The organism is Streptomyces sp. V1I1, assembly GCF_030817355.1.
In the GTDB taxonomy this organism is placed as follows: domain Bacteria; phylum Actinomycetota; class Actinomycetes; order Streptomycetales; family Streptomycetaceae; genus Streptomyces.
In genome coordinates, this window is sequence record NZ_JAUSZH010000001.1 from 574,404 (window position 1) to 600,145 (window position 25,742).

The following is a 25,742-nucleotide window of genomic DNA, read 5'->3' on the forward strand; positions in this document are numbered from 1 at the left end:
TGCGAGTGAAAAAGGCCGCCCGGCTGCCGGCGCCCTACGAGCACGCCTCCAAGTGGCCCTCGGCGACCGCCAGTGCCGCAGCCATGATGCTCAGCTGCGGATTGACCTCGGGGCAGCCCGGCAGCACCGATGCGTCCGCGATCAGCACCCCGTGCACGCCGCGCAGCCGCCCGAAGGGGTCGGCGGGGAAGCGCTGCGCGTCGGCACCGGCGGACACCGTGCCCGTGGGGTGGTACGCGGACAGGTGCAGCCGGCCCGGGCCCACGTGCGCGAGGATCTCGTCCAGTTCGGTCAGCGAGCGGGCGCGGGGCGCGGTGGGGATGCCGGTGAGGACCTCCTCCGCGCCCGCCGCGAAGAGGACTTGGCCCATGGCGCGTACGGCGCGCATCAATCGGCCACCGTCGCGCCGGTCCAGGTCGTAGCGGAGCAGGGTCCGCTCCCTGCCCAGCACACGGCCGGACGGACGGTCGGCGATCATCGCGCCGAGGGTGGCAAGCCGGTCGGCGCTCTCCAGTTCCCGCCGCAACTCGCTGCCCAGGCCCGGCAGTACGAAGGACCCAATTCCCGGCGGGGTCGCGGTGGCCTCGATCAGTACCCCGTCGTGGTGCAGTTCCTCGACGCCGACGCTCTGCAGCACTCCCTCCCAGGCGGTGACCGGCTCGGCGAAGCGGCCGGCGACGCTGGTCGCCGGATGGACGCTGAGATTGCGGCCGAGCCGCGGGTGCCCGCCGAGGCCGGAGCGGCGCAGCAGGGGCGGCGACTGCAGGGCGCCCGCTGCGATGACGACCAGTGGTGCGAGGATCTCGAATTCGCCGCCGTCCTGCCTTCGTACGAGGACTCCCGCCGCGCGCGGACCCCCCGGGCGGTCTGCGTCCACCAGGACACGCCGCGCCGTGGCGCCGGTGACGATGCGGGCTCGCGCGGCGCAGGCATCGGGCAGCACCGACAGCTGCACGCTCTGCTTGGCGCCGGTCGGACAGCCCACCACGCACTGGCAGGACCCCTTGCAGCCGGCCGCGTTGCGGCGCAGGGGCGCGGCCCGCCAGCCGAGACGTTCGGCCCCGGCGAGCGCGAGACGGCCGTTGTTCCCGAGGACGTCCAGCGGCTGGGTGGCCGCCCGCAGCGTGCGTTCGACCTCGTCGAGGTACGGGCCGAAGCGCTCGGCGGGCGAGAAGCCGAAGTCGCCGGTCCAGCGCGTCAGCACATGGTCCGGAGTGCGGTAGCAGGTCCCGGAGTTGACGACTGTGGTGCCGCCGACAGCCCGGCCCACCGGAAGCAGAAGCGGCGGACTGCCCACGGCGACGGTTGCCCCGCCGTCCCGGTAGAGCTCGGCGAACCGGTCGAGCGGGGTGCGCCGCCCGAACGACGCCGTGGAGTGGTGCTGCCCTTCCTCCAGTACGACAACGCGGAGACCGCCCCGGGCCAGGGTCCGCGCGGCCATGGCACCCCCCGCTCCGGAGCCGATGACCACCGCGTCCGCGGTGGTGCGCGCCGGCCACTGGCGGGACGGCGTGCAGTCGAGTGGGGAATCCTGGCGCGTCAACTCGTGTGTACGTATGCCGTGTTCGAGCATGCGCTCGGTTCCGGCAGCGAGCAGGACGGGCACTTTGAGTACGTCGAGGAGCGGCAGGAGCGAGGGGCGCGCGCCGAGGGAGCCGAGCACGGCCTCTCGCTTCGCGGCGGTGAGGGCGGCCAGCCTGCGCCCGGTCCGGGCCACGGCGTACGCGTCGATGGCGCCCGCCGCCGCCCGCACCCCGGCACGCGCGGGGGACGGCATCGAGCCGATGACGGTCTCCAGCCTGCCGGGGACCCGGGCGGGCCAGTCAGCGGTGCCGTCGTCGGCGATGAGCGCGGCCACCAGACCGTCGAGACTCATCGCGTGCCCACCTCCGCGTGTGCCGTACCGGCCAAGGTCCACTCGGCCTCGGTCCGCCAGCCGCCCCGCCACCGTTCCAGCAGGACATGCGCATCGGCACGTTCGCTGTTGCGGCAGGTCGCGTGGCTGCCGTCCGGGTCCGTGTAGTCGAGCGCGAGCGTGCGCTCCTCGGGCTGGGTGACCTCGACGCGGATACGGCGCAGGCCCGCGCGCCCGGTCACCGTCCATGTGGGCAGACCGATGGCGGCGCGGAACCGGCCCAGTCCGGCCCAGCCGACCGCCGTGCGCTCCGCCCTTCGCGGCCAGGTGCGGCCGCCCCGGCGAAGCCGCAGGAAGACCAGTGGGGGCAGCCGGCGCAGCCCCGGCCGGGTGGAGACCGCGGCGACGAGTTCCAGCACATCGCCCGATCCCAGATCGGCGTGCAGCCAGGCCCAGCGGTGCGCGTTGCCGTGGCCGTAGATCCGGGCGGAGGCTCCGGGCGCGCCGGCCGGCGTCAGGGTCGTGTTCTCGTACCCGAATGTCCCGGCGTACGTGGCCCGCGCGGCCGGCAGCATCTGCGCCGCGGGCAGCAGAGGGCGACGCCAGGACCAGCGAGGGAAGGTGAACAGCGGTGCCCCGTCGGCCTGTTCGGCCAGGTCCCAGCGCAGTGCGCCCGCCGAGCCGGACAACCGGCCGGGTCCGGCAAGGACGCCGTCAGCGGTGAAGCCGTCCCCGCCCCCGGTCCACTTCGCGGGGCCGAAGCGGGCGTGCCGTACCGGACCGTCCTTGGGGAACACCGCGGCCCAGCCGTGAGCGAACGGTTCGGACCCATCGGCCGGTGCGGTGAGTTCGTGGTGCAGCCACAGTCCGGTGCCGGTCGCCGGGTCGGTCACCGTCGTGTACCAGACTTCGGTGCGGCCCGGCTCGCCGTTCCAGCGCGGCGCCATGTGCGAAGCCGCGTCCTCCTGCCGCGGAAAACGGAAGCTCGCGAGGAAGGGCGCGAGCCCCGTCGTCACCGGGAAGCGCAGCGTGCCTTCGCCGGCCGGCACTCCCTCTTCGTACAGCGTGAATGGCAGCACCGTCATCGACGTCAGCGGCCGGCGCGGCGTCACTGACTTCCACCCGTCGAGGGTGAGTCGGCGATCGCCGGCCGTGAACGAGATCCGGTAGCGGATACGCCGCCTGGCCAGCGGTGATATCTCCAACTCGCCCCCGATACAAGGATCGTCGGCCCATCCGGCGATACGTATCCGCCCTGTGATCCGCGCGTCGGTCGTGCCACGCAGGCGCAGCACGCGATCCGCCGTGGCGCTCAGGTCGAGGCGCACCGGGCGGGCCCGGTCCTCGCCGTCGAGCCGGACCGTGCCGAGCATGGTCTCCCGGAAAGCGGTGCCCCGGGTGCCCAGGAATCCCTCAGGTGTACGCCTGCTCATGCGAGGCCCTCCAGCATGATCCGCTCCGTCGCCGTCAGATACGCATCGGCTGCCCGCCTCGCAGCTGCCTGGTCGCCCGCCGCCACGGCTTCGACCACCGGTTCCAGCCTGGCGTGTGCGGCATCGCGGCTGTTGAACGGGCCCACGAGGGCGGCCCGCACCGGCGCGTAGGCGTTGAAGAGGGTGTTGGTCAGCAGTACGTAGACACGATTCCCGGTGGCACGGGCCAGCGCCCGGTGCACCTCGATGTCGGCCAGCTGCACTGCGTCCCCGCCCTCGGCCACCCGTACCGCCGCCAGCAGGCCACGCAGCTCGGCACGCTGTTCCTCGGTGGCGCGCGCCGCTGCCCGCTCGGCAATCAACGCGCCGATGCTGCGCCGCACTTCGAAGATCTCGCGCACCCAGTCCGGGCTGTGCCTTACCAGCATGGGCAGCAGATCGGCCCCACCGAGCCGCGCATAGTCGCGCACCCGGGTGCCCACTCCGTGCCGTGTCTCCAGCAGTCCGGCCTGGACGAGGCGGCCGAAAGCGTGCTTGAGGGTGGTGCGGGTGACGCCGTATCCGTCGGCGAGTCGGCGCTCCGGCGGCAGATAGCTGCCTGCCGGATGCCGCCCGGCGAGGATGTCCTCGCGCAAGCGGGTTTCCAGGACATCGACGATGGTCTCGCGGGGCAGCGCCTCCATGCCGTCCTTCCTTCTCGATTCAGTGGCTCAGTGGATGAGCCACTGAATCAGGGGCGAAGAGTGAAGTCAACGAGTAAGCCAGCGATCCGGGGGACAACCCCGGGCCCCGTGACTGGCGTTGGCGCGGCCCGCATCGCCATCAGCGGCCGGGCTGTGGACGGGGAGGCAGCCCCGGAGGCACAACCCAAACCGCGGGGGAACGTTTTCCCTCCGGGGGTGCCCGACGGGCCGGGGCATCAGACGAGCGCAGCTGCGCACACCACATGCAGCTGTCGTCCTCATGCTTCGCAGAGGCGAGCCAATACGCGCCCACCAGCCGGGCGTCGGGAAGCGGGATCGGGTCGTTGCCGGAGACGTTCATACCCGGCCCAACGCTGCAAACCGGCGGAGGGGAACGGAGTCCCGCGGCCATGCAACCGAACCGTCACCCAGGAGCCGCCACGGCGGCCGGCCGGGTCAGTCCTAAGATCATCACGCCGACGGGAATGCCAGTTCCGTCCAGATGGTCTTTCCGGACTCTGTGTAGCGCGTTCCCCATCTGTGAACCAGTTGCGCGACGATGAACAGTCCGCGCCCGCCTTCGTCGTCGTCCGCACTGTGGCGGAGGTGCGGTGAGGTGTGGCCCGTGTCCGCGACTTCGCATACGAGCGTGCGATCACGGATGAGGCGCAGGAGCAGCGGCCCGTCGGCGTGCCTGACCGCGTTGGTGACCAGCTCACTGACGACAAGCTCGGTCGAGAACGACATCTCTTCCAGGTCCCATTCGCGAAGCTTGCCGATAGCCAGCTCCCGGGCATGGCCAACCGCGACCGGTTCGGCGGGCAGGTCCCAGGCCGCGACCTGCGCGGCATCGAGTTCGCGGGTACGCACGAGCAGCAGTGCCGTGTCGTCGGCTGTCGTGCCATCCGGCAGGAGCTCCGACACAGCCCGGTCGCAGACGTCTTCCAGGGACCCGCGGCGGTCGCTGAGCACTCGGCCCAGGACGTCCAGCCCCTGATCGATGTCGCGGTCGCGGGCTTCGACCAGGCCATCGGTGAAGAGGGCTACCAGGCTGCCCACCGGCAGCTCGAGTTCCATGGACTCGAACGGCAGGCCGCCGAGCCCCAGCGGCGGGCCGGCCGGCAGGTCCGGGAAGGACAGGCGGCCGTCGGGGTCCACGATCGCCGGCGGCAGGTGCCCTGCCCGGGCCATGGTGCATCGTCGCGAGACCGGATCGTAGACCGCGTAGAGACAGGTGGCGCCGGTGGCGTCGTCCATGTGCGGGTCGGCAGGCGTGCCGGCGGCGTCCGACTGATCCTCCGCCGACTGGCCCACCAGATCGTCGAGTCGCTTGAGCAACTCGTCGGGGGCCAAGTCCAGCTGGGCGAGCGCACGTACGGTCGTGCGCAGCCGTCCCATGGTGGCCGCCGCCTGGAGGCCGTGACCGACCACGTCACCGACGACGAGTCCGACCCTGGTACCGGAGAGCGCGATGACGTCGAACCAGTCGCCGCCGACTCCTGTCACGTCGTCCGTGGGCAGGTAGCGATGGGCCAGGTCGACCGCCGATGGCTGCGGCAGGTGCTGCGGCAGCAGTTGGCGCTGAAGGACGATGGAGGCGGTGCGTTCACGGGTGAAGCGTCGGGCGTTGTCGATGCACACCGCCGTACGAGTGGTCAGCTCGTCGGCGAGCGCGACCTCGCCACTGTCGAAGGTGGCTGACGGGGCGCCGCGATGGAAGGTGACGAGTCCCAGCATGTTGCCCCCGGCCCGCAACGGCACGACCAGGGTGTCGTCCACGAGCACGAGTCCGCCCGAGGAGAGACTGCGGTACTGGGGTGAACCTGGCGGGTAATCGACGGGAGAAGGCGGACGCGACTCCCCCGGACCGCCCGCCCCGCCGTTCGCCGTGGCCGATCGGGAGGCGACCCGTACGAGGTCCGTCCTTCCCGGGGCTCCGGTGCCCAGCACATCGCCTTCCCGGACCTCCCTCGCAAGGTCGACTGTGACAGTGCTCGCGAATCCCGGCACCGCCACATCCGTGACCTCCTCAGCGGTGACGATCATGTCCAGGGAGTTGCCGATTCCGCGGCCGGCCTCGACGAGCAGAGCCAGCCGCTTCTGGGCCTCGTAGCGATCGGTGATGTCGAATGCGTCCTCGCATACTCCGAACACGTGCCCGTCGGCGTCCTGGAGCCGGTAGTAGGAGCATGACCAGAGGTGGTCCGTTCCGGGCTCGCTGGGTGGCTGGCCACGGAAGTGGAGGTCGAGGATCGGTTCGCCGGTGTCGATTACGTAGTGCATCACCGCATCGAGAGTGTCCGGGTACCCCTCGGTCAAAAACCTGCCCTCGGAGTACAGCTCATCGGCCCGCATACCGCGGAACTCGGCGAACGGCTGTCCGATCTCCCGTTCGTACGCGGCGTTGCACCACGTCAGGCGCAGGTCGGTGTCGTAGATGGCCAGACCGACGGGCGACTGGGTGGCGAGCCCCTCCAGTAGAGCCAGCCCGGATTCCCACAGCCGCAGATGCTCCAGCTCGGCCGCGACGAGAACGCGAGCCGCCGTGCCACTACCGGTCAGAGGGGACACCGCTGTTGCGAGCAGCAGCTCGTGGCCGTCCCGGTGCCGGGCGACGCGGATGTCGCTTCCGCTCAACCGGGGCCCCATGGTCGGCTCGGCTGCCTGAGCAGCTGTGAATCCGGAGTCCTGCCGGGGCGGCAGGAACGTATCCAGGTGCTTCCCGATGATCTCGTGCGGCGGATAGCCGAGGAGATCCTCGGCCGCGGGCCCCCAGCCGATGACCGTGTCCTGGGCGTCGAGAACCACCGTGGCAGCCCTGGTGACGTCGAGCGGACCACGGAAATCGGCGCTCTTGGCCGCCTTCCACGCGCTCATGGCGCCACACCAGCCCGGTTCATTACCTCCAGAATCGGCCCTGACCGGGCCCGGCACAACCGCGATGCCGGTCCTCCGGGCCTCCCATGAGCGCCATGGCCCTGACAAACCTTCCGTTCGCCGTCCGCCCCGGCGGCCTGGGGCTTCGCCGCGGAGGCGGAAGCCGCGGAGGCGACCTACCGTGGTCCGGGGAGCGCCATCTCCGAACCGACGTTCCGCAGGAGGCCGCAATGGAGGACTACTTCGTCTGGGTCACGACGCGCCGCATCAAGCCGGGCACTCTGGAGGAGTTCGAGAGGGCATGGCGACCGGGCTCGACTCCGCACGGCCTGCGCCGCGCCTACGCGTACTGGTCCGAGGACGGGCAGGAGATCACCGGGGTGTCGTTCTGGGACTCCCGGGAAGCGTGCGACTCCTGGCGGACCTCCGACGGGGAGAAGCAACGGCGTGATGCCATGGCCCCGTACGTCGTCGACGAGCGGGAAGGCTTCTACCGCGGCGGCGAACTCAACGTCCCCGGTCAGTGATCAGACCGGCGGGCTGAGGCCGGCCCGTACACCCCAGGCGCATCCACTGCGCATGCGAAACGACCGCCGACGGCACCCGATGCCCGCTGCCGTCTGGCAGGGACGGGCTGAAGTGGAGAACCTCACTCCGGAGGCGGAGAGTGAGCAGCTGAGGCCGACGCTCCCGATCAATTGATCGGGCAAGGACCTGGCCTCCATGGGGCCGACCGGCCCCGGACAACGGGGGCCGCCACCTATCGAGACGTCGGGAATTACGGCGTCGACGTGTGCGAGCCGCCCGTACCTCTACCCCCTCTGCCGCCACCTCACAGGAGCACCCACGCGCGGCATTCGAGATCAGTCCGCGCGCGGCCCTTCACAGATGGAGGATTCGAGATGCTGCTGCCGGACAAAGGCCGTGTTCGCAGTCTCCTCATCCGGTTCAGGGAACTGGAGCGCCGAATGCTTGCCAACCCGATGCACAACGACACCCGCGCTCGATTCGAAGACGTGGCGTACACCCTGTGCATCCTCATGGGGCAACGAACGGCACGCGATGCCGTCCTCCAGGCAGAGCGGTATCTCAAGGCTCCAACAGCACAGCTTGCCCGTTTCTCGCTGCGGAAATAGCCCGACCTCGGGGCGGGTCATTTTGCCTCGGGCCGGGTACCCGAATCATCCCCACCCGGCCCATGACGAGGACGGTACCCGTGAAGAAGTACGCACAGGACACCCCCGGTGGCGGGGCACCGGGACTGCCACCGGACCGCACCCAGAGCATCCTGGAGGCCACCAAGCAGGTGGCCGGCAGGCTCAAGAGCGGCGGGTATCCATTCGCTCTGGCCGGCAGTGTTGCCGCCTACGCGCACGGCGTGCCGGCCAGCCTCCAGCACGACACCGACTTCTGCATTCTGCGCGAGGACGCCCAAGCCGTGACCGAGGCGCTGGAGGCCGACGGTATCGAGGTGCGCATCGCGCCCGAGGACTGGCTGATCAAGGCCAGGAGCCACGGTGAGGAGATCGACCTCATCCTCGAACTGGCGCAGCAGCCCGTGACCAGAGAGCTGCTCGACCGGGCGGAGACCCTGCCCGTGGACTCCGTACATATGCCGGTGCTGTCCCCGACCGACCTGATGGGCAGCCTGCTCCATGCCTTCTCGGAGCACCACTGCGACTTCGGGTCTGTACTGCCCATCGCCAGGACACTCCGGGAAAAGATCGACTGGGACCGCCTACGCCGAGAACACCAGGCTTCGCCCATGCCCGACGCCTTCCTCTACCTCCTCGAGCGTCTGGACGTCATCGAACGACGGGAGGCAATGCCATGACCGGCTCGGACACCGTCGAGTACCGCATTGCCCACCTGCGGGACCGCCTGGCAGGCGGGGCGATCGCAGAGCTGGGAGTGCGGATCGAGCTACGGGGAGACAGCGTCCTGCTTTCCGGCACCGTCGCCAGCGCCGCCTCCCGGGACGAGATCCTGCGTATCGCCAAGGAGGAGCTGGCTGGAATCCCGGTCCGTGAAGACCTGTTCGTGGTCTGCTCCGATGCCCCCGACCATCCCGAGGAGCTGGCGTGATCCGTGTAGCAGCGGTCGGCGACATCCACCTGGGGCCGGACAGCGCGGGGGTGCTTCGGCCCGCCTTCGAGACCCTGAGCGAGTGCGCGGACCTGCTGCTGCTCGCCGGTGATCTGACGCGGCACGGCACGGCGGACGAGGCCGAGGTAGTCGCGAGGGAGGTGGCCGCACTGGACGTGCCGGTCGTGGCGGTCCTGGGTAACCACGACTATCACAGTGACCAGCAGGCCGAGGTGACGGACGTACTGGCCGGGGCTGGGGTGACCGTCCTCGAGGGCGAGGGAACGATCCTGGACATCGGCGGGGTACTGGTCGGCGTCGCCGGAACCAAGGGCTTCGGCGGAGGATTCGCCGGACGCAGCGGCGACGAGTTCGGCGAACCGGAGATGAAGGCATTCATCCGCTACACCCGGCGCTGCGCGGACGGCCTGCGCGATGCCCTGGACGGGCTGAGGGAGCGCGGCTGTGCCGTACGGATCGCGTTGACGCACTTCGCACCCGTCCCGGACACCCTGGCGGGCGAGCCACTGGAGATCTTTCCCTTCCTGGGCAGCTACCTGCTGGCCGAGGCAGTGGATGAGGCCGGGGCCGACCTGGCTGTCCACGGCCATGCCCACATGGGCAAGGAACACGGCATGACCAGCGGCGGGGTACGGGTGCGCAATGTCGCCCAGCCGGTCATCGGCCGCGCGTTCGCCATCTACCAGCTGCCGGTGGACGCCCAAGGCAACAGGAGTCGCCGGCCGTTCGACTCAGGCCGCGGCACTTCGCGGTAGACGTCGCGGTCCAGTGCCCCATTTGCGGCGGGAGGATCGGAGACGCACTGTGGATGGCGCGGCCCTCAGCCGTCAGGGAGGGGGCACACCCGATCCGATGCAGCTCTGTGAGAGGAGCGACAGCGATGCCGAGGGGCTCGAGTTCCAAACGAGAACGACAGTACGAACACATCAAGGAGAGCGCCGAGGAACGAGGCGAGAGCACGAAGCGAGCCAAGGAAATCGCCGCACGCACGGTCAACAAGGAACGTGCACGCGCTGGTGAGTCCCGTACGGCCAGCAAGAGCTCCACACAGGACATGTCGTCCTCGAAGCGTGGCGGGCAGCGTTCCCACAGTGGGTCCGAGGGTCCGACCTACGACCAGCTGTACGCGGAGGCTCAGCGCCGCAATATCCAGGGGCGCTCGTCCATGAACAAGTCCGAACTCAAAAAGTCCCTTGGCCACTGACCTCCGGTGCGGCGGTCCGGTGCGGCTGAGAGCGGCCGTTCGCTGCGCGCCCGAGGCGAGGGGCTCATCATGGGTGCCCGGACTGGTGGTCCGACGGTTCGCCAGCCCTCTCGCCTCCCCTGCCGGTGTCGTGGCTCTCCGCCACTGACCTGGTGTTGAACCAGTTGCCGAGTGTCTCCCGCAACCGCTCGACCCGCAGGTCCTCCCCACCGGAACCCGATGGCGGCTCCTTGAGCGCGGGCAGGCTCCTGTGCGTCAGCAGATACCGCTTGTCGACATCGAGGGGCCGGTGCTCCTGCTCGAAGCCGCCCTCGACCGTCTGGCGCACGTTACCGGTCTCCACGCCGGAGGCCAGTCCCTCGAACTCGGCCTCCTGCAACGCGAGACAGAGCCGCTTGGTCACGAGAAACGCGACGATCGGCAGCACGACCAGAGCGGCACGCAATGCCCACGTCAGTTCGTTGAGCGAGATACGGAACGTAAAGGCCACCACGTCGTTGCCGCCGGCCAGCAGCAGCACGCCGTAGAAGGCGATACCCGCGACACCGAGCCCGGTGCGCACCGGCCGGTCGCGCGGCCGGTCGCACAAGTGGTGCTCGCGCCGGTCACGCGTCACCCACGCCTCAGCGAATGGATACGCGTACAGAACGGCGAACAGGACGCCGGGCAGGACCAGCGCGGGCAGCAGGACGTTCCACATCACCGTGTGCCCGGCCACCACCGTCTCCCATGGCGGCACCAGTCGCAGCGCACCTTCCAGGAAGCCCACATACCAGTCCGGCTGCGAGCCCGTCGACACCAGGTCGGTTCGGTAAGGCCCGTACGCCCAGACCGGGTTGATCTGTGCCAGCCCACCGAGGGCCGCGATCACCCCGAGGACGGTGAAGAACAGTCCGCCCGAAGCAGCCATGAAGTGGGGGAAGAACGGCTTGCCGACCGCATTGCGATTGGTGCGGCCCCGGCCCGCCCACTGGGTGTGCTTCAGGTAGAAAACCAGCATCAGATGGACCGTGACCAGGGCGAGGAGCAGACCCGGCAGGAGCAGGATGTGCAACCCGTACAGCCGGGTGATCATGACCTCCCCCGGAAACTCCGCACCGAACGCGAACATGCTGATGTAGGTCCCGGCCACCGGAATCGACAGCATGATGCCCTGAGCGATCCGCATCCCCGTGCCGGAGAGGAGGTCGTCCGGGAGCGAGTAACCGGCGAACCCTTCCGCCAGCGCCAGCACGAAGAGCGTGACACCGATCATCCAGTTCGCTTCACGGGGCTTGCGGAACGCGCCGGTAAAGAACACCCGCAGCAGATGCACACCGATGGCGGCGACGAAGATGACCGACGCCCAGTGGTGCATCTGCCGGATGAGCAGCCCCCCGCGGACATCGAAGCTGATGCTCAGCGTGGAATCGAAGGCCTGCGACATCCGGACACCGTCGAGCGGTGCGTACGACCCGTCGTACACCACCTCGCTCATCTCGGGCTTGAAGAACAGCGTGAGGTAGACACCGGTCAGCAGCAGCACGATCAGGCTGTACAGCGCCAACTCGCCCAGCAGAAAGGACCAATGATTGGGGAACGCCTTGCGCAGCAGACCGCCGCCCTCGCCGAGCGGCAGCCGGGCGTCCAGCCCTTCAGCAGTCCGTCCCGCGGCGAGCTGGGTGCGGCGTTTCACGGCGCGTGCGGTCAGTCGTGCCCGCCGGAAGAAGATCATGAGCTGCTCCTGCCCCCTGACGTGCTCCAGCGGATTCGGCCGCGATTCGGTTGATCGGGCCGCCCCCTCACCCATACGAGGGCAGTCTCCGACACGGGTTGGAACAGTGGGTGGCGGCGCTCCGCAATGCGGGAGAAACGGTCATAGCATGCAGCGCCCGTCGCGAACCCCTGGGACGGGCCGCCTGTCCCCCCTCTCACCGTCGGCGAACGGAGGACCCACGGATGGTCCACGGCCCCCTTGTGACGCCAACGGCTGTGGCCGTAAAGGAAAGGACCGTGGTCGGGAATCGGATCAGAGGCTGGTTGACGACCACGGACCACAAGGTCATCGGCAATCTCTACATGGTCACAGCGTTCGGGTTCTTCCTGCTGGCCGGTTTGATGGCCATGGTGATCCGGGCCGAACTGGCCCGCCCCGGGCTGCAGATCGTCAGCAGTGAGCAGTACAACCAGATGTTCACAATCCACGGCACGATCATGATGCTGCTCTTCGCGACTCCGATGTTCGCCGGATTCGCCAACGCAGTGATGCCCTTGCAGATCGGGGCACCCGACGTCGCCTTTCCCCGGCTCAATGCCCTGTCCTACTGGCTGTACCTCTTCGGTGCGCTGATCGTCGTCTCCGGTTTCCTCACCCCTGGCGGGTCGGCGGATTTCGGATGGTTCGCCTATGCCCCGCTGAACGGGCCGGTGTACTCCCCCGGCGAGGGAGCTGACCTGTGGGCGATGGGTCTGGTGCTGGCCGGAGTGAGCACCACCCTCGGGTCGGTCAATTTCATCGCCACCATCGTGTGCCTGCGCGCTCCGGGTATGACTATGTTCCGCATGCCGATTTTCACATGGAATGTGCTGTTCACTTCCATTCTCGTGCTGGTGTCTTTTCCGGTGCTGACCGCGGCATTGCTGGCGCTCGAGGCGGATCGCAAGTTCGGGGCCCATATCTTCGACCCGACCAACGGCGGTGCGCTTCTGTGGCAGCATCTGTTCTGGTTCTTCGGCCATCCCGAGGTCTACATCGTCGCATTGCCCTTCTTCGGTGTAGTGACCGAAATCATTCCGGTCTTCAGCCGTAAGCCGATCTTCGGATACGTTGGAATGGTCGGGGCCACCATCACCATCACGATGCTCTCCGCGGTGGTCTGGGCACATCACATGTTTACGACGGGCGCTGTGCTACTGCCCTTCTTCTCGATGATGTCGTTCATCATCGCGGTGCCGACCGGGGTTAAATTCTTCAACTGGATCGGCACGATGTGGCACGGGAGCATCTCGTTCGAGACACCGATACTGTGGGCGTTGGGCTTCCTGGTCACGTTCCTGCTCGGCGGCCTCAGCGGGGTGATGATCGCTTCTCCACCGCTGGACTTCCACGTCACGGACAGCTACTTCATCGTGGCCCATCTGCACTACGTACTCTTCGGCACTGTCGTCTTCGCCATGTTCGGCGGCTTTTACTTCTGGTGGCCGAAATGGACGGGGCGCCTGCTCAGCGAGCGACTGGGAAGGATCCACTTCTGGACCCTATTCATTGGATTTCAGACCACTTTTCTGGTCCACCACTGGCTCGGAGAAATGGGGATGCCCCGCCGTTACGCGGACTACCTCGCCGCGGACGGCTTCACACTCCTGAACACAATTTCCACCATTGGCTCGTTCCTGCTGGGCCTTTCCACTCTGCCATTTCTCTACAACGTGTGGCGCACAACTCAGTACGGGCCCAAAATCGCGGTCGACGATCCATGGGGCTTCGGCCGGTCCCTGGAATGGGCGACACCTTGCCCAGCACCTCGGCATAATTTCCATGCGCTGCCCCGTGTACGTTCCGACTCACCGGCCTTCGACATGAATCATCCGGAGGCGACGGAGAGGCCCCCCGCCGAACTTGGACGAGTCCGGCCGACGCCGGATCCGCACGGGGAAGGAAGCGCATGAAGACCGAGGCCTACCTCTTCGCCGGGGTCGCACTGTTCTTCCTCGCGACCGACGTGCTGTACGCCGTGTGGTCCAAGGAGCCTGCCGGCATCGCGGCGCTCACCGTGGCGTTCGCCATGGCGTCCCTGGTCGCGTTCTTCTTCGGCACGACATACCGCAGGAAGGGCCTCCGCCCGGAGGACCGCAAGGAGGCCGAGATCCTCGACAGAGCGGGCCCTCTCGGGTTCTTCCCGCCGCAGAGCGCTTATCCCGTGCTGGCCGCCGCAGGCAGCGCGGCACTGGCCGTCGGCGTCGTGTACGGCCTATGGCTGGTGTTGATCGGGTTCGGTGTCCTGGCGGCGGGAGTGTTCGGACTCGTCTTCCAGTTCGCCGGGGGCAGCGAGGACTGAGCGGCTTACGTCACCACGCCGCCACGGATCCGTCCTCATTCCCATTCCTTCGTGATCTCGAAGCAATGGGCTTCATGACCCAACTCGTTTCCGTCGGCGTCCGTGAACGTCCCGGTCACTTGGTAGGTGTCGCGGGCCAAGCGACCGGTCGGCAGCCGCTCCGGCGGAAGCACCAGCTCGTACGGGCCGCCCGGCCGGTAACTGCCGAGCATCACCTCGGTCGTCCCGATAACCGCTCCCTGCCGTTTCCGCACAACTGTGAACTTGAGGCCTTCGACGGCCTGCCGGAGGCGGAAGCCCAGTGTGATGCGGATTTCCGCGCCTTCTTTGAGCGCGAATGGAGACTCCAGCAGCGTGGTTTCTGCCTTCCCGGGTGCGGGCAGCGGGACGTCGAGCCCTTCGCGACCCTCAGCTTGCAGAGTGACGCTCAGCAACTCGAGCTGACTGAAACCGCGGATCGGCTCTTCGAGGGGCGCTCTCATCGGACAATCCAGCCTTCTCAGCCAGGGTGTCAGCATGCTGACACCACACCCCCCGCCCATTTGACTCTCGACTGCCCCGAATGAAGTGGGACAAACTGCGATGCCTAATTCTCCGCATCCTGGGAACCCGCGTGCCTGAAAGCGGAACGTGCGCAACGGCGCGCAACGTCAAGACACGGAGATGATCGACATGGTCCCGATCCTGTTGGTGCTCCTTCTGATCCTGATTCTCTTCGGGTTCGGATTCGCCGTAGAAGTCCTTTGGTACATCGCACTGGCGGTGCTCGTCCTCTGGTTGCTGGGCTTCTTCATGCGCGGCACGACCGCCGGGGGCGGAAGGTCCCGCTGGTACCGGTGGTAGCTGGGCCGCAACCCGGCAAGGTCAGGTTCTGACCAACTCTGACCACGCCCTTGGAGGAACAGATGTCTGCCAGCACTCTTGTCGCCATCATCGTCCCCGTCGCAGTGGTGTTGATCATCATCGCCGTGACGCTGTGGACTCTGTCGCGCCGACGGCACCTGCGGGAGCGCTTCGGCCCGGAGTACGACCGCACTGTCGAGGAGCAGGACAGCCGACCGGCTGCAGAGCGCGAGCTGCGTGCCCGCGAACAACGCCACGACAAGCTGGAAATCAAGGAACTGCCGGCCGAGGTCCAACGCCAGTACGCGGCCGACTGGAGCAGCGTCCAGGAACGCTTCGTGGATCGCCCCAGCGAGGCGGTCGCCGAGGCGGACCGGCTCGTGGCCCGGCTCATGACCGAGCGCGGATATCCGACCGACGGATACCAGCAGCAGCTGGCAGATCTCTCGGTGGAGCACGGCCGCACCCTGGAGCACTACCGCACCGCCCACGAGATCAACGTGCGCAGCGGTGACGGGCAGGCCACCACCGAAGAGCTGAGAGGAGCCATGGTGCACTACCGCGCACTGTTCGAGGAACTGCTCAGCGACCGGGGCAGTACCCCGCGGAACGACCGCTTCTGAGCCGGATGAGGTGAGAGACATGCAACGAGACGGCATACGGGATCCGGGCGATACGGGTCGCCCGCCCGGCCAGGAAGGCCTCACGACCGAGAGCATCGCCAATCCCCAGGATCCCCGGGCGGAGTCTCAGGACCGGCAGGCCCCCGTCTACCCCGGAGAGTCCGCCGGTGCCACGGAACAGCAGGAGGAGCCGGTGAACGGTCCGGATGCCGTCGACGAGGACCGTGTCGGCGAACCTGAGGAGGCACCGCAGGAATCCGGGGTCGTGCAGGAGGCCGATGAAGAGGACCGCGCACTGCTCGGCCCCGAGGAGACGGATGAGTACCGCGGCAAGTGGCGGGACATCCAGAGCACCTTCGTCGACGATCCACGGGACGCGGTGCGCTCGGCCGATGCGCTGGTCGCTGACGTGATGCAGACGTTGGCCAGGTCGTTCTCCGCCCACAAGCAGGGCCTGGAGGTCCAGTGGGACCGGGGCGAGGAGGTTGCGACGGAGGAGCTGCGGGTCGCGCTCCAGCACTACCGCTCGTTCTTCAACCGTCTGCTCAGTACATAGGCCCTGGACACGGTCGACTCGGGTACGCGGGCAGTCCCGCGGCGGCCGACGCGCCCCGAATACATCAGAGCAAGCAAGGCTCATTCCATTGGCGCGGCGCCCGGCTCGGCCGGGCGCCGACGGCCAGAGGGTGGCGCCGTGTTCTTGTGAAGAGATGCTATTGGGGGCGTTCGGGTGGTGTTCGGCATCGCCTGCAACTGAACGCGGCCGAGCGGGGCTCTTGTTGGTCAGTGACGACGACCCAGGAGGCCTTGATGAACGCCTGGCAGTTTTCTGAACCTCCGCTGACGACGCCGCAGTCGGCGATCGATTCGTACCGCTTCCCCGGTGTGCGGGACTTCGACCAGCCCGAGATCGCGGGAGCTGTCGATGAGCTCGGCGACTACTTCCTGTCCGCGCCGGATCCACGGCAGCGACTGCCGTTCACGCTGGCGGCCGAGGACAGCCACCGCCTGGACTTGCACGCTGTGCTGACCACCGCGGGTATCGCGCCGCTTCCCGGTGACATGGACGCCATCAACGTCCTCTCCGCACTGGACGACACAACGGTCTCAGCCGTCCTGCGATGGGTGGGCAGTGCGCCCCGCTAGAAGGTCGATGAAGATCTTGGTGAGGGCTGTTCTCCCGGCAACACGCGGATCCACACCGGTGAATGAGCAAGAGAGTCCCCCTGTTATGGTGCGCCGATGTCCTCGATCAAGCAGTTCCAAGTCACCTTTGACTGCGCAGAACCCGAGCGCGTCGCTCGCTTCTGGTGCGAGGTGTTGGGGTACGTCGTATCGCCGGTGCCGAAGGGGTATGACACGTGGGACGACTACCATCGCTCGCTGCCGCCTGAGCATCAGGTGCAATGGTTCTCCTGCATTGATCCCTCAGGTGTGGGCCCGCGGCTGCTCTTCCAGCGCGTTCCCGAAGGCAAGGTCGTCAAGAATCGGGTGCATCTCTGCGTACGGGCCGGCACCGGGCTCGTGGGTGACGAGCGCCTCGCCACACTCCAGGCCGAGTGCGCACGGCTGGTCGCGCTCGGCGCGGTACACGTGCGAACGCTGCTTGCCGATGGCACCAACGAGTCGTGCATCGTGATGCAGGACATCGAGGGCAACGAGTTCTGTCTCGACTGAGCATCCTCCAGGCCAGCGAGGTGGGGAGCCGTCTTTCTTGGGCCTCTCTTGAAGGTGTCTCGTGTGGGGCGGGAGTTATCCCGTGAGGGCATGGTTGTGCAGTCGGGCGATGCTGAGCATCGCGGTGTGAATGCCGTCGCCCTTCAGGCGGCAGTCGCGAAGGATCTTCCAGGTCTTCATCCGCGCGAAGACGTGCTCGACGCGGGCGCGGACCTTGCGGTGGGAGGTGTTGTGCTCCTCCTTCCATGCAGGCAGTTCGGTCTGGCCGCGTTCGCGGCGGTGCGGGATGATCAGGCCGGTGCCCCGGTAGCCGCCGCCGCGATGACCGTGGTCCGGCCGACGGCGGCCTTGGCCCACCAGCGACATGAGATGTCTTCGACTGCTCGGCAACCGTGTGATCCCGCGTGGGGACCAGGGTGCCGTCGATGACCAGCACAGCGTCCTTGCGAAACCGCTTGCGGGGCTGGAGCGCGAGCGACGGCCCGAGGTGGCCGATGATGCGGTCGGCGGCCGACTTCGACACCCCAAACAGCGGGGCGAGCTGCCGCAGCGTCAAGTTCGTACGGCAGTAGACCGTTGCTAGCAGGATTCGGTCCTCCAGTGGCAGGCTCCACGGCCGGCCTTTGCGTACCGGGTTCGCACCCTCGCGCCGCATCGCAGTGACCAGCTTGCCGAACTGCCGCGGGCTCAGCCCGGTGAACGGGGCTATCCAGGACGGCTCCGACGCCGTGATCACACCAGCCATCACAAGATCTTCTCACCCGTGACCAGCAGTTACGGGACAACTAGTCGGGGGTGTAGTTCAGCGCGCCGCAGTTCCAGCAGTCCCATTCATCGGGGACTTCGACCAGGTCGCAGCAATCACACCCCTCGCCGTACACGCGCAGTCTTCGTCGCAGCTCCAGCAGGTGTGGTGCAGGGGTGCCATGCCCTCGTGTCCTCCCTTGCGTGGTGGGGCCCGACAGAAGCATGCGCCAGTACCTGGCTGTTTACTGCGGTGATGCCGGAAGGTGGCTGAATTTCCCGGTCAGATGCTGGAGATGAAGCCGGTGAGCGAGGCGAGGCCGCCGCAGATGACCGGGGCCAGGCCGGTGGAGGCGAGGGTGAAGCCGAACAGGCTGCGGGGTACCGACGAAATTCGTCTACCCGCAGTTTCTTCGCCAGGGGTCGGTGTGACTCCCGTGTTGAGACCCTCCGATTCCCTGGAGGTTGGGAGCGACGTCTACGGGAGAGTGATGCCGTCGATCTTGGCTCTGCCCGGCGAGGGGCGCCCGGGCGCTGCCGAAGTCCGAGGTCGACCGGTACGCGCCGAGCCACTGTGACTCCGCGGTCGGCCTGTCGATCGAAGCTTCAACCAGAACTTGTGTCGAGTGCCTGATGGTGCACAAGACCCTCTTGACGCGCCGACCTGTTGCAAAGCCGAACCGAGAGCCGGAAGAGGCCACCCAGCAACGGGTGGTGAGACCCCAGGTACCCAGATGCGACTCCGGCTCATGAGTGGTGTCCTGGAAGAGGGTTAGGCACGCCGTCACTGCTGCGTCTCTGTGCGAGCGGCCGCATACACCTGATCCGTCCCGAACGGGCTCCCGACCAGCGTCGGCCAGTCGCATCTGGGCACGGCAAGCATCCCAGCCTGATCATCTTCTAGTCGCCACGGAGGCACATCATGCCAACCGAGAAGCGGACGATGGATCGCCTGCGCTTCGCCGGAAACGGGGAGCGGCCGCTGACGCCGTATGAACTCGCGCAGATGCGGCCCAGTCTGGGAACCGGCGAACGGCCTCCGGCGATGGTTGAACTCGCCAATCACCAGCGCATCCACGTCTTCGCCGATGGAAGCCCCCCAGAGCCAGAAGTCCACCGCATGGACGGGGCCGAGGGGAATCTATGGCGTGTCGAAGTGCCGGTGGGGCCCGAAGGCGACGTGCCCCTACCGGGCAAAACGGCCACCCGCATCCACCCGGAAGAATTGCTGTCCGACATCGATCCCGACGTGGATCTGCGTGCATGTCGCCCCGAGTGGCTCGACCTGCTCTATGTACCGCGCTTCCTGCCCAGCCGCGAAGTAGAGCCGATCCGGCGACTGAGGGGAGGTCTGGTTCAGCCGGAAGCCGTCTTCGACCCAGACAACCGGACGGAACTGGCCGAGACGAGCTTTCCCTGAGGCTGCGTGGGGAAAGTCATCAACAACGAGGGAAACCACGGTTCAGGGGCGCTCGTCGGCAACCGCCTTCTCATCACGGCGGGTCATGTGGTGCCGTGGCAATCCGAACAGTGGTGGATGCGTTTCGTGCCCGCGTACTACAACGGCCAGTCCCTCCACGGTGCGGGCGTCCAATCCTTCGTATCGGACGTGCGGGGCTTCAACCCGAACTTCCCGGGCGGGGACTCGGCCGGGTACGACTGGGCCGTCTGCCGACTGTACGAACCCCTCGGGACAGCGGACCGACTGGGTCACTTCGGCACAAAGAAATACGACCCTGCCTGGAACGGGAAGCCGTGGTGGAACAACATGGGCTATCCCATCAACATGTGGTTCGTGGGAGCCAGCCTCCAGGGCGGCATTCCGGTCTTGGACACCGATGACGACATCAACGGAGGCCTCGAAATCGAACATCGCGGCGACACCACCAAAGGTAACTCCGGGGGCCCGATGTTCGCCTTCTTCGGTGAGCAAGATCCCCGCATCACCGCAGTTCAATCCGGGTTCCAGGCAGATGACGAGGACATGGGCCGCATCAATGTCGCGGCCGGCGGCCCCGGCTTGAACAGGCTGGTGGCATGGGGACGCACGAACTGGCCCTAGAAGTCAGCCGCTGCCGCAAAGTTGACTCCAGGGCAAGGCCCTCGTCTGGCCGGGCGACTCGGCTAAGCGGCAGTCGCCCAGCTGACGGCCGAGGGATATTTCGTCACCTCGCAAAGGCGCCTTTCGTCAGTTCCCCGCTGCAGGCGGTGGCGGAGCCGACGCGGACGTAGCCCTGCTTGAGCAGGAACACGACGACGATGCCCAGGAGCACGGCGGGGAAGAGCGAGATGGCCACGGGCGTGGGCCTTTCTTCGTGACGGTGTGCCCGGGCCGGCCGTGCTCGGGCAGGCCTGCCCGGGAAGGGACAGGGGTTCAGGCGTTGGTGAGCTTCTGGATGGCCTCCAGCGCCTGGCGGGCGGAGGTGACGGTGTCGCGGCGCTGCTCACTGCGGCCGCGCTTGCCACCCTTGCCGGACCGGCGGCCGCTTTCGTCGTCGTCGCCGTCTTCCTTGGGCGCGGGGCCGAACTCGCCGGGCTCCGGGGCCGGTTCCAGTCGCCCCACAGGCCGCGCTTGTCCAGCTCCCGGATCTCGTAGTCGGTGAGCCGGTTGACCTCGTCGGGGAAGAGGTGGGCGAGGTCGGTGTCGAAGTCGGCGTACAGCGGCCGCATCAGCACGGCGCGGCCGTCACGGCGCCGGACCAGAGTTCCCTGTGAACTCCCGGCCGGTGGTGTCGCCGGTTCGGGTGAGAGAAGTTGTGAAGAACCGGCACGGTGACACGGGTCGGGCCATGGTGGACACGCGTACGGATACCGCGGTTGAGCGGCACGGAGCTGGGGGGACCACGGATGGGAAGCACACCTGTGCCGCCGGGCGGGCGGCCACCGACGCCTCCCGATCCCGGGAGGGCCGGGATTCCACCGATGCCGCCTTACCCGCCGCGGACGCCGTCGCCCTCACCGCATAGAGCGCTGTGGATCACCTTCTGGCTCGCTGTGCTGGCCGGTTTGGTCCCAACGGTGCTCCTGGGCGGGTGGGATTGGGTGTGGGGCAAGGTCAACGACCCGGAGCCACCCGGTGTGACGGTGCACAGCGACGGCATTGTCGGGTGTGCCAGGTATACCGACGCGACGCTGGACGAGGTGAGGCGGAGCCCTGACAGCGCTGGCGGCGCAGGAGTGGATGTGTACGACGGCGACGGCTATCCACCCGAGCTGGTGCTGACATTGCAGACTCCGACGCCCAAAGCCGTCGTGGTCACGGGGGTGAAGGTCAAGGTCCTGAAACGCACGGCGGTGCCCACCTCCGGAGTCATCGTCGGCGAACGGGCGTGCGGAGGCAGCATGATGACCCGCCCCTTCGAAGTGGGTCTCTCCAAGTCTCCGGTGAAAGTCCTGCCGACAGCCGGGGACGACGGTACAACCGTCGACTTCCCTCTCAAGCTCTCGGAGAGTGACCCCGAGCAGCTCGGCCTCAGGCTCGACCCCGGTGACTGGCACGTACGCTTCACGGTCGAAGTGGAGTGGGTGGCCGATGGGGAGCGCGGAAGCAAGGTCCTCGACAACAAGGGCCGCGGGTTTGAGGTGTCGGGAACCGGCGACCTGCCGACGTACACCAAGCCCGAGCCGCACTGACCGACGGGGACGGGCCCGTGCGGCACGAGGCTCAAGCCCTCCGGAACCTGCGCGACTCCCCCGACGCCCCCGACCGCCACAGGTCGTTGCACGCGTTGACCATCTCCTCCAGCCCCTCCACGACCTGCCACCACGATGCCGGGCACCCGCCCCACATCACCGTTCAGCAGCAGATTGTTCCGCTCGTGGAACAGCGCCAGTCCACCACCGTCGTACCGGCGCGCTCCGGTACTGGCAGCGCGACGCGCGCGGCCTCACCGCGCCCAGCAAGTCCCGCCTTCCCAAACTGGGAACGCACCGCAGCGCGAGCGTCGCCGGACTCGCGGCGGCCCCCGGCTCGCTGAGCCCCCGGCGGGCATTCCGTCACTTCACGCGCCGCATTCGTCGGTTCCCCGATCAGGGGGTGAGGTCCAGTACGCGGACCGGCTCCCCTGCCCACCGGTGCGGGGCGGTGGTGGCGATGATCGCGCCGTCGGGACGGTCCGGGGTGGGCTGCGCCGCGTACTGGCTGTGCGCCGCAGCCCAGGTCTCCTGCCGCGCGACGGCCAGGGCGGCAGCCAGGTCCAGATCGAGAACAGTGATGCCGGGCAGGGAGGCCAGATGCTCGGCCGTGCCAGGCCGGGCGCGATCGGCTTCGACTAACGCGCACGCCGGGGCGTAAAGGAACCAATCCGCTTCGGCGTGGGCTCGGTGGATCAGGCGGGAGGCGAGGACGTTGCCCTGGCCGGCCGCAGACATCGCGGTGTCGTCCAGGACGATGTACATGGCGTCGCTCACCGGCCGGTCACCTGAGCCAGGCGCCGGTCCAGCTCGCTGTCCAGGTCCTGCTCCTCGGCAGCGGTCGGCGCGTAGCCGTTCCATTCCTTCAACGCGGCCAGGGCCTTCTCCGCCCGCTCGGCACGCTCCTCGGGCGTCAGCAGCGTCTCAGCGAGACGGGCCAGATACGCGCGCAGCGACAGACCCTCCGCCGCTGCGATAGCGGCCAGCCGGTCCTTGGCCTCCTCGGGGATACGGACGTTGGCATCGGACATCATCGTGCTCCTTCCCATCCCACCAGGGTACGGGTACGTACCCGTACCCGTGCGCCTATTCCAGACACTGACCTGTTGTGCGGCTGTATCCGGTGCGATGCTGACGCGGTGATCCTTCTGGCCCTCGCCAGGGGGAGACCCACGCCCACCCCGTCGGTTGCGCTGTCACCTGGCTGCGCCGTCCCTCCCGGCCTCCCACGGGAGGGCCGACGGCTGTCCGCACGACGCGCTCAGCCGACCCGGCCCGGGCCGGGTCGAGGTGTGTGTTCCGAATGTCGGGAGGGTGACGGCGGAAGGGAGCCGGACTGTGCACACTTCCGGAAGGTGGTGCGCATGACGGAGACCACCTACTCGATTGTGGAAGCCCGCGCCCGGCTCGGCGCCATCGCCCGCGAGGTGAGCGCCACCCGTGAACCGGTCGCCATCACCGACCACGGGCAGACCATCGCGATACTGGTCAGCCCCGCCGACGCCCTCGAACTGCAGGAGGTGCGGGCCCTAGCCGCCTACCGCGCGCGCCAGGCCCGGGGAGAAAGCGCCGGCGTCCCGCACGACGAGGCGTACCGCCGCGTCTTCGGCGACGAGGCGTGAGGTACGAGGTCTGGGGAGCCCGAGGCCCTCGCGCAGGCCGAGCGGTTCGCCAAGGACGACCCGCAGGGAGTCCGGCAGGTGTTCACCGCGGTCGACGCTCTCGCCCACGACCCCCGGCCCGAGGGCGCGTTCGGCAGCACCGACGTGCTGCGCATCCACGTCGGGATCTACAGCGTGATGTACGAGATCAGCGACCAACAGGTCCGCATCAGCGTCATCCACCTCGGACGCCTGCGCTGAAAGATGACCGGAGGGGGGCTCATCCGTGAGGCCCCCTTCGGCGTTCGGGACACGCCCCGGGTCAGGGCTGGAAGAAGTAGCCGGCCTTCTTGGCCGCGGCGATGGCTGCGGCGGCCGGGCTGTGCCCACCGACCGGAACGTGCGGGTAGACGCAGTCGATCAGGTCGTACGCCTGCGCGTCGTCGCACCCGGATCCGACCACCGCGCGGACCGGTGTGCTGTATCCGCCGGCCTCAGTCCATACCCCCGGCCAGTCGGGGTGCTGCTCGGTCACGTGTGCGTCGCAGTGCTGGCACTGGACCTTCTGCTCCTTGCCGGTCAGATGTCCGGCGGGGCGGGCCTGGGCCGCGTCGACGACGTGCGCGATCCGCTGCAGGGAATCGTCCCGGCCGATCCGCGAGCGGTCGCAGGACGGCCCGAACTCGTTCTCCACGCTGACCCACACGCCCGGCCAGTGCGGGTGCCGGTCGGTGACCGGCGTGCCGCAGCTGGCGCAGTCCCGCGCGGACAGGCCGTGCGAGCGGACAGCGCGAAGGTCTCCTCCGGCAGGGGCTCGCACATGCCGCCGGGGCCGTCGGCGAGCACCGCGAGGTCTGGAGCTCACCCGCGATCAGCAAGGCGTCGCCGGCGTAGGTGGGATTCGTCATGCCTCTATCGTCCGGGCGCATGCGGCGACCTGCGAGTGGGCCAGGAGCGACCGGCGGGTCGCACGCGTCTTCGCCCTGTCGCTCGTGCGACTGAGATTGGGGCTGGACGGTGAGGCGGCGGGAAGACGTCCGTGGTGAGGACTGCTCCGGCGGCGTGTCGTTCCCCCCGGCGCTGCTGGAGCAGTCCTCTCCACGATGAGAATGATGTTGTTCGTGGTCAGGTGGCGATCGGCATCGGGTTGGGGTGGCCGGTGGCCGTGCCGTCTTTCGGGCCGGTTCGCGGGTGAGGCACCGGGTCGTCAGCGTGATGGTCGCCCGGGTGATGAGGTTCTCGCTGACCTGCGGCAGCCTCTCGTGGTCCCCGCGGTGCCGACGGGCTCGCATGATCCACGACAGCGGGACGCGCCTGCCCGGCCCGTGTTCCCGAACCCACCGGCACAGGCCCCGGGGCGGCCACCCAGTGCCAAGAACCACCGCCGGGCACCCCGCTACGACGTCGGCAAGACCGTCGAACGCGAACTCACGATCACCGAGATAAAGATCAAGCCTATGGCGCACGTGGGCACGTCGGGAGCACCCTGGGTAAGGACGAAGCCCTGGACGGGGTGTGACGGCGCTGTCCAGGGCTTCGCCGAGCCACTCCATAGTCTGGAGCGCTTGGCGTGGAGGGGAGCGGCCGCATGTAGATGCAGGGCGCGGGTATGCGGCTCATAGGCGACGGGGGTGGTTCCTGTTGTGGAGGAGGCGCATCATGCTGATGGCTCACCCGGCGGTGTTGACGGACCTGGTCGAAAAGTACGAGACGCTGCGGGCGCTGAATGCTGAGAAGGGCGGGCCTGCGGTGCGGCAGCGCATGGAGGACGTGGCCTACACGTTGTGCGTATCGACTGGAACCTGCGACGTGGATGCCGCCCTGATCGCCGCGCGCCACCAGCTTCCCGGCGCCCGTCCCGAGGACGATTCAGTACTCGCTGCCAGCTGAACCAGGTTCCGGCCGGGAGCGTTCGACGCCACGGCACGTGTCCGGCCGATTGCTGCTGGTACCGGCCCATAAGTCGCGCAGGCCCTTGCCAACCGTTCCGAAGGCCCAGGGAGGAGACATGGCGCACGACACGCAACCCACGACCTGGGAGAACCCGGCCCAGGACCCCGCACCGGCGCCCGAGGATTCGGTGGCCATGGTGCAGGACGAGGTGGGACCGCTGCAGCAGGCCCTGCCCTCACACGCGGTCATTGACCAGGCGACGGGCATCGTGATGGCCCTGGGCCGCATCCGGCCTGATCAAGCATGGAGTGTCCTGCAGGAGGTCACCCAGCACACCCACCTCACCCTGCGCTGCCTCGCAGAAGCCCTCACCGCCTGGTCGTACACCGGGGAAATCGATCTCACTATCCGTCTCGCCCTTGAGCAAGCACTGCGCCGACAGGCCCCGGGTTCTCCAGGTGACCGGGTTCGCGCCACTCGGGCTGAATGAACCTGGTCCGTTCCGCGTTGGCCGGTCCGCCCCCTTGGCCCGG

The 25,742-nt window shown here is 68.1% G+C and carries 31 protein-coding genes and 2 pseudogenes; 20 read left to right on the top strand and 13 right to left on the bottom strand.

The window, feature by feature from the left end:
• Positions 1-34: 34 nt before the first annotated feature.
• The 4 genes from QFZ67_RS02900 to QFZ67_RS02915 form a co-directional block, all read right to left on the bottom strand.
• The gene (locus tag QFZ67_RS02900; protein WP_307659501.1) at positions 35-1,876 is read right to left on the bottom strand and encodes a GMC family oxidoreductase; all 1,842 of its coding nucleotides are present in this window, start codon (positions 1,874-1,876) and stop codon (positions 35-37) included.
• On the bottom strand, positions 1,873-3,288 hold the full coding sequence (locus tag QFZ67_RS02905) for a hypothetical protein (protein ID WP_307659502.1): 1,416 nt from the start codon (positions 3,286-3,288) through the stop codon (positions 1,873-1,875). Before QFZ67_RS02905 ends, QFZ67_RS02900 begins: the two co-directional genes overlap by 4 nt.
• Positions 3,285-3,971 (bottom strand): FadR/GntR family transcriptional regulator, encoded by a 687-nt coding sequence (locus QFZ67_RS02910; protein WP_307659503.1) that lies wholly within the window; start codon positions 3,969-3,971, stop codon positions 3,285-3,287. Before QFZ67_RS02910 ends, QFZ67_RS02905 begins: the two co-directional genes overlap by 4 nt.
• A 471-nt stretch (positions 3,972-4,442) precedes the next feature.
• Positions 4,443-6,848 (bottom strand): SpoIIE family protein phosphatase, encoded by a 2,406-nt coding sequence (locus QFZ67_RS02915; RefSeq protein WP_307659504.1) that lies wholly within the window; start codon positions 6,846-6,848, stop codon positions 4,443-4,445.
• 230 nt (positions 6,849-7,078) lie between these two features.
• Between QFZ67_RS02915 and QFZ67_RS02920 the strand changes: the two genes are divergently transcribed.
• The 6 genes from QFZ67_RS02920 to QFZ67_RS02945 all read left to right on the top strand — a co-directional run bounded on the left by QFZ67_RS02920 (position 7,079) and on the right by QFZ67_RS02945 (position 10,158).
• The gene (locus tag QFZ67_RS02920; RefSeq protein ID WP_307659505.1) at positions 7,079-7,375 is read left to right on the top strand and encodes an antibiotic biosynthesis monooxygenase; all 297 of its coding nucleotides are present in this window, start codon (positions 7,079-7,081) and stop codon (positions 7,373-7,375) included.
• Between the two features lie 375 nt (positions 7,376-7,750).
• Positions 7,751-7,984: a DUF5133 domain-containing protein gene (locus QFZ67_RS02925; RefSeq protein ID WP_307659506.1), complete on the top strand. Its 234-nt coding sequence runs from the start codon at positions 7,751-7,753 to the stop codon at positions 7,982-7,984.
• 62 nt (positions 7,985-8,046) lie between these two features.
• Complete coding sequence (locus QFZ67_RS02930) at positions 8,047-8,682, top strand: nucleotidyltransferase family protein (RefSeq protein ID WP_373429930.1); 636 nt, start codon at positions 8,047-8,049, stop codon at positions 8,680-8,682.
• Positions 8,679-8,933: a hypothetical protein gene (locus tag QFZ67_RS02935; RefSeq protein ID WP_307659508.1), complete on the top strand. Its 255-nt coding sequence runs from the start codon at positions 8,679-8,681 to the stop codon at positions 8,931-8,933. Before QFZ67_RS02930 ends, QFZ67_RS02935 begins: the two co-directional genes overlap by 4 nt.
• Positions 8,930-9,709 carry a metallophosphoesterase gene (locus QFZ67_RS02940; protein WP_307659509.1) on the top strand — a complete coding sequence of 260 codons (780 nt, stop codon included), beginning with the start codon at positions 8,930-8,932 and terminating at the stop codon, positions 9,707-9,709. The genes QFZ67_RS02935 and QFZ67_RS02940 overlap by 4 nt, the downstream gene beginning before the upstream one ends.
• Before the next feature lie 125 nt (positions 9,710-9,834).
• Positions 9,835-10,158 (top strand): plasmid stabilization protein, encoded by a 324-nt coding sequence (locus tag QFZ67_RS02945; protein WP_307659510.1) that lies wholly within the window; start codon positions 9,835-9,837, stop codon positions 10,156-10,158.
• A gap of 67 nt (positions 10,159-10,225) precedes the next feature.
• Here QFZ67_RS02945 and QFZ67_RS02950 read toward each other — a convergent pair whose 3' ends face one another.
• Positions 10,226-11,872 carry a ubiquinol-cytochrome c reductase cytochrome b subunit gene (locus QFZ67_RS02950; RefSeq protein ID WP_307659511.1) on the bottom strand — a complete coding sequence of 549 codons (1,647 nt, stop codon included), beginning with the start codon at positions 11,870-11,872 and terminating at the stop codon, positions 10,226-10,228.
• Between the two features lie 224 nt (positions 11,873-12,096).
• Between QFZ67_RS02950 and ctaD the strand changes: the two genes are divergently transcribed.
• Positions 12,097-13,806, top strand: coding sequence for a cytochrome c oxidase subunit I (gene ctaD, locus QFZ67_RS02955; RefSeq protein WP_307659512.1), 1,710 nt, complete (start codon positions 12,097-12,099; stop codon positions 13,804-13,806).
• Positions 13,803-14,195: a cytochrome c oxidase subunit 4 gene (locus QFZ67_RS02960; RefSeq protein WP_307659513.1), complete on the top strand. Its 393-nt coding sequence runs from the start codon at positions 13,803-13,805 to the stop codon at positions 14,193-14,195. Before ctaD ends, QFZ67_RS02960 begins: the two co-directional genes overlap by 4 nt.
• Before the next feature lie 35 nt (positions 14,196-14,230).
• Here the strand turns inward: QFZ67_RS02960 and QFZ67_RS02965 are convergent, their stop codons facing one another.
• Entirely contained in the window at positions 14,231-14,677 is a 447-nt protein-coding gene (locus QFZ67_RS02965) for a hypothetical protein (RefSeq protein ID WP_307659514.1), read from the bottom strand.
• 190 nt (positions 14,678-14,867) lie between these two features.
• Between QFZ67_RS02965 and QFZ67_RS02970 the strand changes: the two genes are divergently transcribed.
• The 5 genes from QFZ67_RS02970 (at position 14,868) to QFZ67_RS02990 (ending at position 17,338) form a co-directional block, all read left to right on the top strand.
• On the top strand, positions 14,868-15,038 hold the full coding sequence (locus QFZ67_RS02970) for a hydrophobic protein (RefSeq protein ID WP_307665712.1): 171 nt from the start codon (positions 14,868-14,870) through the stop codon (positions 15,036-15,038).
• Positions 15,039-15,100: 62 nt separating this feature from the next.
• Entirely contained in the window at positions 15,101-15,661 is a 561-nt protein-coding gene (locus tag QFZ67_RS02975) for a hypothetical protein (RefSeq protein WP_307659515.1), read from the top strand.
• Between the two features lie 19 nt (positions 15,662-15,680).
• A complete protein-coding gene (locus QFZ67_RS02980; protein WP_307659516.1) occupies positions 15,681-16,217 on the top strand; it encodes a hypothetical protein in 537 nt (178 codons plus the stop codon).
• 254 nt (positions 16,218-16,471) lie between these two features.
• Positions 16,472-16,807, top strand: a complete 336-nt coding sequence (locus tag QFZ67_RS02985) for a hypothetical protein (RefSeq protein WP_307659517.1) — start codon at positions 16,472-16,474, stop codon at positions 16,805-16,807.
• A 96-nt stretch (positions 16,808-16,903) separates the two neighbouring features.
• On the top strand, positions 16,904-17,338 hold the full coding sequence (locus QFZ67_RS02990) for a VOC family protein (RefSeq protein ID WP_307659518.1): 435 nt from the start codon (positions 16,904-16,906) through the stop codon (positions 17,336-17,338).
• 75 nt (positions 17,339-17,413) lie between these two features.
• On the opposite strand, the pseudogene QFZ67_RS02995 reads toward QFZ67_RS02990, so the two are convergent.
• Positions 17,414-18,083 (bottom strand): annotated as a pseudogene (locus QFZ67_RS02995) (transposase family protein).
• A 921-nt stretch (positions 18,084-19,004) separates the two neighbouring features.
• Here QFZ67_RS02995 and QFZ67_RS03000 point away from each other — a divergent pair.
• Together QFZ67_RS03000 and QFZ67_RS03005 are read left to right on the top strand one after the other, a co-directional pair.
• A complete protein-coding gene (locus QFZ67_RS03000) occupies positions 19,005-19,502 on the top strand; it encodes a hypothetical protein (protein ID WP_307659519.1) in 498 nt (165 codons plus the stop codon).
• Positions 19,503-19,508: 6 nt separating this feature from the next.
• Positions 19,509-20,144, top strand: coding sequence for a serine protease (locus QFZ67_RS03005; protein WP_307659520.1), 636 nt, complete (start codon positions 19,509-19,511; stop codon positions 20,142-20,144).
• A gap of 103 nt (positions 20,145-20,247) precedes the next feature.
• Here the strand turns inward: QFZ67_RS03005 and QFZ67_RS03010 are convergent, their stop codons facing one another.
• Together QFZ67_RS03010 and QFZ67_RS03015 are read right to left on the bottom strand one after the other, a co-directional pair.
• Positions 20,248-20,379, bottom strand: a complete 132-nt coding sequence (locus QFZ67_RS03010) for a hypothetical protein (protein ID WP_307659521.1) — start codon at positions 20,377-20,379, stop codon at positions 20,248-20,250.
• 77 nt (positions 20,380-20,456) lie between these two features.
• Positions 20,457-20,645, bottom strand: coding sequence for a hypothetical protein (locus QFZ67_RS03015; RefSeq protein WP_307659522.1), 189 nt, complete (start codon positions 20,643-20,645; stop codon positions 20,457-20,459).
• A 620-nt stretch (positions 20,646-21,265) separates the two neighbouring features.
• On the opposite strand from QFZ67_RS03015, the gene QFZ67_RS03020 reads away from it, so the two are divergent.
• Complete coding sequence (locus tag QFZ67_RS03020) at positions 21,266-21,715, top strand: hypothetical protein (protein WP_307659523.1); 450 nt, start codon at positions 21,266-21,268, stop codon at positions 21,713-21,715.
• Between the two features lie 31 nt (positions 21,716-21,746).
• Here QFZ67_RS03020 and QFZ67_RS03025 read toward each other — a convergent pair.
• The 3 genes and pseudogenes from QFZ67_RS03025 to QFZ67_RS03035 form a co-directional block, all read right to left on the bottom strand.
• A pseudogene (locus QFZ67_RS03025) lies at positions 21,747-21,938 on the bottom strand (DUF3830 family protein); the annotation flags it as partial.
• Between the two features lie 173 nt (positions 21,939-22,111).
• Entirely contained in the window at positions 22,112-22,480 is a 369-nt protein-coding gene (locus QFZ67_RS03030) for a hypothetical protein (protein WP_307665713.1), read from the bottom strand.
• An 8-nt stretch (positions 22,481-22,488) separates the two neighbouring features.
• Positions 22,489-22,746, bottom strand: a complete 258-nt coding sequence (locus QFZ67_RS03035; protein WP_307665714.1) for a hypothetical protein — start codon at positions 22,744-22,746, stop codon at positions 22,489-22,491.
• 333 nt (positions 22,747-23,079) lie between these two features.
• On the opposite strand from QFZ67_RS03035, the gene QFZ67_RS03040 reads away from it, so the two are divergent.
• Positions 23,080-23,337 carry a type II toxin-antitoxin system Phd/YefM family antitoxin gene (locus QFZ67_RS03040; protein WP_307659524.1) on the top strand — a complete coding sequence of 86 codons (258 nt, stop codon included), beginning with the start codon at positions 23,080-23,082 and terminating at the stop codon, positions 23,335-23,337.
• Positions 23,338-23,415: 78 nt separating this feature from the next.
• Positions 23,416-23,577 carry a type II toxin-antitoxin system RelE/ParE family toxin gene (locus tag QFZ67_RS03045; protein WP_373429933.1) on the top strand — a complete coding sequence of 54 codons (162 nt, stop codon included), beginning with the start codon at positions 23,416-23,418 and terminating at the stop codon, positions 23,575-23,577.
• Between the two features lie 61 nt (positions 23,578-23,638).
• Here the strand turns inward: QFZ67_RS03045 and QFZ67_RS03050 are convergent, their stop codons facing one another.
• Positions 23,639-24,136, bottom strand: coding sequence for a hypothetical protein (locus tag QFZ67_RS03050; RefSeq protein WP_307659525.1), 498 nt, complete (start codon positions 24,134-24,136; stop codon positions 23,639-23,641).
• A gap of 839 nt (positions 24,137-24,975) precedes the next feature.
• On the opposite strand from QFZ67_RS03050, the gene QFZ67_RS03055 reads away from it, so the two are divergent.
• Positions 24,976-25,206 carry a DUF5133 domain-containing protein gene (locus QFZ67_RS03055; protein ID WP_307659526.1) on the top strand — a complete coding sequence of 77 codons (231 nt, stop codon included), beginning with the start codon at positions 24,976-24,978 and terminating at the stop codon, positions 25,204-25,206.
• 118 nt (positions 25,207-25,324) lie between these two features.
• Positions 25,325-25,699: an ANTAR domain-containing protein gene (locus tag QFZ67_RS03060; protein WP_307659527.1), complete on the top strand. Its 375-nt coding sequence runs from the start codon at positions 25,325-25,327 to the stop codon at positions 25,697-25,699.
• The last annotated feature ends 43 nt before the right edge of the window (positions 25,700-25,742 follow it).

Coding starts and splice junctions, on each gene's coding strand:
- QFZ67_RS02900 (WP_307659501.1), bottom strand. CDS start 1,876: ATGAGTCTCGACGGTCTGGTGGCCGCGCTCATCGCCGACGACGGCACC.
- QFZ67_RS02905 (WP_307659502.1), bottom strand. CDS start 3,288: ATGAGCAGGCGTACACCTGAGGGATTCCTGGGCACCCGGGGCACCGCT.
- QFZ67_RS02910 (WP_307659503.1), bottom strand. CDS start 3,971: ATGGAGGCGCTGCCCCGCGAGACCATCGTCGATGTCCTGGAAACCCGC.
- QFZ67_RS02915 (WP_307659504.1), bottom strand. CDS start 6,848: ATGAGCGCGTGGAAGGCGGCCAAGAGCGCCGATTTCCGTGGTCCGCTC.
- QFZ67_RS02920 (WP_307659505.1), top strand. CDS start 7,079: ATGGAGGACTACTTCGTCTGGGTCACGACGCGCCGCATCAAGCCGGGC.
- QFZ67_RS02925 (WP_307659506.1), top strand. CDS start 7,751: ATGCTGCTGCCGGACAAAGGCCGTGTTCGCAGTCTCCTCATCCGGTTC.
- QFZ67_RS02930 (WP_373429930.1), top strand. CDS start 8,047: ATGACGAGGACGGTACCCGTGAAGAAGTACGCACAGGACACCCCCGGT.
- QFZ67_RS02935 (WP_307659508.1), top strand. CDS start 8,679: ATGACCGGCTCGGACACCGTCGAGTACCGCATTGCCCACCTGCGGGAC.
- QFZ67_RS02945 (WP_307659510.1), top strand. CDS start 9,835: ATGCCGAGGGGCTCGAGTTCCAAACGAGAACGACAGTACGAACACATC.
- QFZ67_RS02950 (WP_307659511.1), bottom strand. CDS start 11,872: ATGATCTTCTTCCGGCGGGCACGACTGACCGCACGCGCCGTGAAACGC.
- ctaD (WP_307659512.1), top strand. CDS start 12,097: ATGGTCCACGGCCCCCTTGTGACGCCAACGGCTGTGGCCGTAAAGGAA.
- QFZ67_RS02960 (WP_307659513.1), top strand. CDS start 13,803: ATGAAGACCGAGGCCTACCTCTTCGCCGGGGTCGCACTGTTCTTCCTC.
- QFZ67_RS02965 (WP_307659514.1), bottom strand. CDS start 14,677: ATGAGAGCGCCCCTCGAAGAGCCGATCCGCGGTTTCAGTCAGCTCGAG.
- QFZ67_RS02970 (WP_307665712.1), top strand. CDS start 14,868: ATGGTCCCGATCCTGTTGGTGCTCCTTCTGATCCTGATTCTCTTCGGG.
- QFZ67_RS02975 (WP_307659515.1), top strand. CDS start 15,101: ATGTCTGCCAGCACTCTTGTCGCCATCATCGTCCCCGTCGCAGTGGTG.
- QFZ67_RS02980 (WP_307659516.1), top strand. CDS start 15,681: ATGCAACGAGACGGCATACGGGATCCGGGCGATACGGGTCGCCCGCCC.
- QFZ67_RS02985 (WP_307659517.1), top strand. CDS start 16,472: ATGAACGCCTGGCAGTTTTCTGAACCTCCGCTGACGACGCCGCAGTCG.
- QFZ67_RS02990 (WP_307659518.1), top strand. CDS start 16,904: ATGTCCTCGATCAAGCAGTTCCAAGTCACCTTTGACTGCGCAGAACCC.
- QFZ67_RS03000 (WP_307659519.1), top strand. CDS start 19,005: ATGCCAACCGAGAAGCGGACGATGGATCGCCTGCGCTTCGCCGGAAAC.
- QFZ67_RS03030 (WP_307665713.1), bottom strand. CDS start 22,480: ATGTACATCGTCCTGGACGACACCGCGATGTCTGCGGCCGGCCAGGGC.
- QFZ67_RS03035 (WP_307665714.1), bottom strand. CDS start 22,746: ATGTCCGATGCCAACGTCCGTATCCCCGAGGAGGCCAAGGACCGGCTG.
- QFZ67_RS03040 (WP_307659524.1), top strand. CDS start 23,080: ATGACGGAGACCACCTACTCGATTGTGGAAGCCCGCGCCCGGCTCGGC.
- QFZ67_RS03055 (WP_307659526.1), top strand. CDS start 24,976: ATGCTGATGGCTCACCCGGCGGTGTTGACGGACCTGGTCGAAAAGTAC.
- QFZ67_RS03060 (WP_307659527.1), top strand. CDS start 25,325: ATGGCGCACGACACGCAACCCACGACCTGGGAGAACCCGGCCCAGGAC.